General features: G+C 42.6%; 6 protein-coding genes. 3 read left to right on the top strand and 3 right to left on the bottom strand.

Translation table 11 applies throughout. From position 1 onward, the window contains the following. From Q7V48_09775 to Q7V48_09785, 3 genes are all read right to left on the bottom strand, one after another. On the bottom strand, positions 1 to 267 hold a 267-nt coding region (locus Q7V48_09775), incomplete at its 3' end, for a flavodoxin-dependent (E)-4-hydroxy-3-methylbut-2-enyl-diphosphate synthase (GenBank protein ID MDO9211019.1). 188 nt (positions 268 to 455) lie between these two features. Then, a complete protein-coding gene (locus Q7V48_09780) occupies positions 456 to 1,166 on the bottom strand; it encodes a hypothetical protein (GenBank protein MDO9211020.1) in 711 nt (236 codons plus the stop codon). Between the two features lie 26 nt (positions 1,167 to 1,192). Further along, positions 1,193 to 2,332 carry a response regulator gene (locus Q7V48_09785; GenBank protein ID MDO9211021.1) on the bottom strand — a complete coding sequence of 380 codons (1,140 nt, stop codon included), beginning with the start codon at positions 2,330 to 2,332 and terminating at the stop codon, positions 1,193 to 1,195. A gap of 512 nt (positions 2,333 to 2,844) precedes the next feature. Here Q7V48_09785 and Q7V48_09790 point away from each other — a divergent pair. The 3 genes from Q7V48_09790 to Q7V48_09800 all read left to right on the top strand — a co-directional run. Continuing rightward, positions 2,845 to 3,162, top strand: a complete 318-nt coding sequence (locus Q7V48_09790) for a hypothetical protein (protein MDO9211022.1) — start codon at positions 2,845 to 2,847, stop codon at positions 3,160 to 3,162. Between the two features lie 565 nt (positions 3,163 to 3,727). Further along, positions 3,728 to 4,273 carry a DUF2284 domain-containing protein gene (locus Q7V48_09795; protein ID MDO9211023.1) on the top strand — a complete coding sequence of 182 codons (546 nt, stop codon included), beginning with the start codon at positions 3,728 to 3,730 and terminating at the stop codon, positions 4,271 to 4,273. A 446-nt stretch (positions 4,274 to 4,719) separates the two neighbouring features. Beyond that, on the top strand, positions 4,720 to 5,397 hold a 678-nt coding region (locus Q7V48_09800), incomplete at its 3' end, for a thioredoxin domain-containing protein (GenBank protein MDO9211024.1).

A 5,397-nucleotide genomic window follows, 5' to 3' on the forward strand; every position in this document is an offset into this window, starting at 1 on the left:
AAAATGGATGTCGGCAATCAAAGGAATGCTGATCTCTTTTTTTATTTCGCCGAGGTTTTTCGCGGCGTTTCGATCTGGAACAGCAACCCGGACAATCTCGCATCCCTCCCGCTGTAAAAGGTGGATCTGGGCCACAGTGGAGGATACATCTCTCGTATCGGTCTTGGCCATCGATTGGACAGCAATCGGTGCTCCGCCCCCTACGGGAACAGGACCGATAAACAACTGCCGGCTTTTTCTGCGGGCGATAGGGTCAGAGGGTCGCAAGCCTTTATCCACAGGTTTTTAGTTTGATATTCAAGGGGAAAATGCTTAATTCCCCTCCAGGGAAAGTTGGTTCTTTCCCGGTTTTATAATTCTAATGAGCGATTTTTAACAATTTTATCATAGAAGAGAACGGGTGGGATGTCAAGGAATAGGCAGGAATCGGGTTGCCAGGACCGTCCTTACCCTTCTTACTCTATTTCCGGGGTAAGAATAGATAATTCCCGTTGAATGACGAGGGAGAGGACGTCTCCGGGGTTTTTATTCTCGCGGATGAAATGCATAATCTTTAGGAGGTCGTTTTGTTGCAGATCCTTTTGGCAGCGCTGTAGTACCCTTTCCCAATGACCCTCTTTTAGACTGCCGTAGGCCAGAAGAGGGGTTTCTCCTTCCTCGGTTATCTCGACCTCTTCCGAGAGCTTTTCAGGCGGAATGCTTTGCACTTCTTCTTGAAACGCCTGGATGAATGTTTCGGCCATTTCCTCTTTCAGGGTAACGGATCTGTTTTGCTCAGAAAATTGTTTCCGCAGGTCGTTCTCCTGAATCTGGAAAGAAACATTGGAGACCCGTAATCTTCCGGGGATGATCTCATAAAATGCCGGCTGGGCCAAAGAGTTTTTCGTGCGCCTGATCAAGAATCTTTCCCGACCATTGCTGGCCTCAAAATAAGAAACCTTATTTGGTTCGTAACAGGGCTTGTCGCTGATGAAAGTTTCGGGGTCAAGGAATATTTCCTCGGTAACGTGGTCGTGATGGCAACGAAAAAATTCCCTTTGGCTATTTATATCTTCCGACGACCATTCGACCCCCGGTAGCGATGAGGATTCGCCGAAATCCCCAAAATTTCCGTAACAAGGGGCCACTTGGTTGCATCGGGTGCAGCGAATAAATTTTTCAACCATATTTTTCTCCGCCCTAATCCCGCCGTTCAGTGAAAACTGGTTGCGGGGGGAAGGGGGCTGCTGTTTTTAAATTGCTTAATAAATAAAGAAACCATGCACGGGTCAAATTGAATACCGGCATTCTTCTCAAGCTCTTCTTGCACTTTTTTGGTGGAAAGGCATTGTCTATAAGGCCGGTCCGAAGTCATGGCGTCGTAAGAATCGGCCAATGAAATGATGCGGGCTAATAGGGGAATTTCTTCGCCCGTAAGTCCATCTGGGTAACCTTTGCCGTCCCAGCGTTCGTGATGGTGGCGAACTGCCAAGGAAACTGCGAGGGAAAAAGCCAGAGGCTCGATCAAGCGCACGCCTTTGAGGGGGTGCTGTCGAATATCCAGATTTTCACCCTGAGTGAGATTGTTTTTCTCCAGCAGGCGGTTGCTCAGGCCAATTTTACCTATATCGTGGAGGAGGGTGGCAATTTGCAGATCCTCTTTTTCTTGGGAGGAAAGGCGTAATTCATGGGCGATGAGTTCCGCATAATAAGAGACCCGTTCGGAATGGCCGCTGGTGTAGGGTTCCTTACTTTCCAGGATATATATGAGAACCTTGAGGAAGTCCATGTAGTTGACCAAGATCTTCTGGCCTCGAAACCCTTCCAACTGCTGGAGGGATTCTCTCAGCTCTTTTTGGATCTCATCAACTCCCGAGGCTGAGTCCACGCTTGCTCCCAAATTGGAAAGAGCTTCATTCTGGTTCTCTTCCAATAAACTGAGATCTTTGATTTTTTGGATAAGATTTTTAATTTTTAGGTTTAAACTTCGCCGTTCGACAGATTTACTAACGACGGAGATGATTTCGGCAACATTGAAAGGTTTGGAGATGAAATCGACGGCTCCGTAGCGGATGGCTTCGATGGCGGTCGGTAGGGTTCCATAACCCGTAATAATGACAACTTCGATATCGTTTTTAAATTTTTTGATCTCCCGCAGGACATCGATTCCCGGGATCCCGGGCATTTTCAAGTCGAGAGTGACCAGGTCGACCTTTTGGGAGTTGATAAATCTTAAAGCTTCATAACCGTTGGCCGCGGTGTGGACTTGGTAAAGCGGTTTTAGGATCATCCTCAAAGATTCTCTCGGCCCAACTTCATCATCTACAACCAGAACGGAACCATGATAAGACATTTTAAACTCTCCAAAAGGAGAAATTTCTACTCTGCACTCGAACATTGTCATTTCAGCAAATTTTGTGCCTCATGGTATTGCTGGATGAGAAAATATATAAGTATATGATATTTATTATTTTTTAAAATAATTGAAAGAAAGAAGGAATGAAAATTAAGTCAGTTTTGTACGATCAAGGAGGAAAACGTTCATTTTTGTGACCATGCGGGTGTCATTTTTTTGTTATATTTTCCTATACATTTTTACAGATAGAGGCTGCTTTCCCCCTTTGCTTTATTAAATAAATTCATTTTCTGTAGTCCTTATTCATCGGCAACCACAATTCTGGAACCTATGCCTGGTTGTTTCTCTTGAAGGGTTCGTCATTTTGTCCTTTGACCGCTGAGAAATATTTAAAGAAAAAATGGATTGGCTTTTTAGAAATTTTTAATTTTTCTAAAATAAAAGAATCTTTGGCAAAAAAATTGCATCATAACTATAAATAATTCAAAAGGAGAAGATAAGTAATCAATATGGCTATGGGGAACAAAAGAAAAGAAGGCATGCATTGCCAGCGTTGTGGCGGCAGGATGATTTTTGAAAAATTTTATGATGTGAATAGTGTCTTTTTTGGGTGGCATTGTGTGATTTGCGGGGAAATATTAGATCCAGTTATCCTTTTACACCGCTTAAGTCAGGACGCCGATATTCAAATTCCTGAAGAAGAAGAAGAAGTTATGCATTTAGTGAAAAAATACCTGAATGCTAAACCTAAGGGACTGAAGGGGGGACAAAAAGTTAAAGAAATTACCCTGACCACCAATTTAAAAGATGAAACAAGTTTGAATTGAAAATAAAAATCCTTAAGGAATTTCTTTAAGGAAAATAAAAATTGCATAACTGCCTGGATAAAATTTAGAATTCAGGCAGTTTTTTATTTTTTAAAAAATGAGGTAAAAAATGCACATTTTTTAACTTTAATTGGAAAAAATTCAACACTAATTAAAAAAATCATCCCCTTAAAAATCCTAATTTTTTTTACCTTGTTTAACTAATCATTTTCTTTCAATAATTAGAAACGGTCTACCAAAGCCAAGGCGAAAATGTGCTGAACCCAGCGGATGGCAGAGCCAATTATCGGGCTAAACCTTACCTCTATTCTGTTACTTTTTTTCATAGGAATTGGTGAAAAGCATCAAAGGTTGTTGTAACAGCGGAATTTAAACTCCGAGTCCCCCAAAAAAAATTTAAAATTAAAAGGACAGTTATCGAAAATAGTCTTGACTTTTGCGGTCCAGTATAGAAATGTTTCTTAAGAGGAAAAGTTTTTAAAATTAATTGAAAATTAATTGGGTCTGTTAAGGTGATAATATATAAAACCTTTATATTTAAAGGACTTTTTAAAAGGAGGGTAAAATGACCAAACGGGAGGCCAATCAGATTGAAAGGATGGCGCGGACCCATGGCCTGGAAGATTTTAAATGGATTCAGCCCAAAATGATTGTTACTGGGTACTGGGTTAGGGCAAAATGTAATTATGGCTGTCCGAGTTATGGGAAAAGAGCCTGCTGCCCACCGGAACTTCCTTCTTTCGCCGAGTGCCAGAAGTTTTTTGCAGAATACCAATCCGGACTTTTGTTCCATTTTGCCGTAAAATTGCGAAAACCGGAGATGCGTCACCCCTGGGGGCGCGAGATAAACAAAAAAATGCTCGATCTGGAAAAGGAGGTCTTCCTTTCGGGTTTTTACAAGGCCTTTGTTTTTCCAGCAAACCCTTGTCGTATATGTGAACGCTGTAAAGAAAGCAAACCGGAATGCCGTAATCCCGGTATAGCCCGTCCCACTTTAGAAGGTTTTTGCGTGGATGTTTACGCTACAGCCCGGAAGATGGGGTATCCGATTCAAGTGTTAAAAGGGTATAAGGAAGAAATGAACCGGTTCGGGCTTCTGTTGGTTGAGTAAGGCATAGGCCGAAGAACTTTTTTTGGTCCGAATTCAATTTTGGTAAAAACTTCAAAGAGTTTTGACAGCGGATCTAAAATTCGATAAACTACCGGCGACCTTAATCCGCTCAAGGAGGGATAAAGATGCCCAAAGTTTCCGTGCGTGACATCGAGATCCATTACCAGGAGCAAGGTTCCGGATTCCCTTTCATTTTGATTCACGGCTTAAAGGGAAAATATCTTTACCCCGATCCATCTGGCTGAGCAGATTCACTATTCTATCGGGGGTTCAGAGTGGAAGATCCTGGAAGGTGTAGGGCATAACCTCTACATAGAGAAAGCCCGCCAGTTGGCTGAAGTGGTACTGGAATTCTTAACCCGCCAACAGGGTGTAATTCCCCTTACCTTTGCGGGGGATAGGGATAGGGTACAAGGTTAAAATGGATGGAAAGAAAAGAGGGAGAGATGTTCAAAAAAATTACTTACTTGGTAATATACTTTTTGTTGATGAGTTTCTTCTTAGGCACGCAGAGCCTGGCCCAGGAAGATAAAATTGTCCGGGTAGCCATCGAGACTATCAAAACTCAGATGCGCCTGCCAAAGGATATAGAAATAAAATTTTTAGAAAAGCGGGAAAGCGCGATTCCGGATTTTTTTGCTGTAAGATTACTCCTCTCTGCACCTGATCGGGATATCCCTTTGGTGGTTTATGTGGATAAAACGGCGGAGAAAGTGATCATCGGAAATCTGTTTGTCAAGGGGACAAACGTCACAAGGAAAGAGGCCGGTGAACCCAAACTCCGCAAGATTGATATGGGACAACTTGAAATGGAAAAATCTCCCTTTCGGGGATTTGCCGCAGCCAAAGTGACGATTGTGGAGTTCTCGAATTTTCAATGCCCCTACTGCCTGAGGTCATGGATTAAGATGAAAGAATTTTTGGAAAAACACCCTCAGGGGATCAAATATGTTTTCAAACATTTTCCGCTCGAGTCGCAGAAGCAATCTTTCGATTTTTCCGTGATGGTTGCCGCGGTTCAAGAGGTTAGCAACGAGGCCTTTTGGCTCATCCATGACTTTATGTTTTCCAACGAAGGGCAAGCTCTGGCCAATGGAGATAAAGGGGTAGTGAAACAGAAGATC

The sequence above is a fragment of the Deltaproteobacteria bacterium genome, from assembly GCA_030654105.1.
GTDB lineage: Bacteria > Desulfobacterota > SM23-61 > SM23-61 > SM23-61 > JAHJQK01.

What these genes read in the sequence shown, in the direction of transcription:
- Q7V48_09780 (MDO9211020.1), bottom strand. Translation starts at nt 1,166, where the DNA reads ATGGTTGAAAAATTTATTCGCTGCACCCGATGCAACCAAGTGGCCCCT.
- Q7V48_09785 (MDO9211021.1), bottom strand. Translation starts at nt 2,332, where the DNA reads ATGTCTTATCATGGTTCCGTTCTGGTTGTAGATGATGAAGTTGGGCCG.
- Q7V48_09790 (MDO9211022.1), top strand. Translation starts at nt 2,845, where the DNA reads ATGGCTATGGGGAACAAAAGAAAAGAAGGCATGCATTGCCAGCGTTGT.
- Q7V48_09795 (MDO9211023.1), top strand. Translation starts at nt 3,728, where the DNA reads ATGACCAAACGGGAGGCCAATCAGATTGAAAGGATGGCGCGGACCCAT.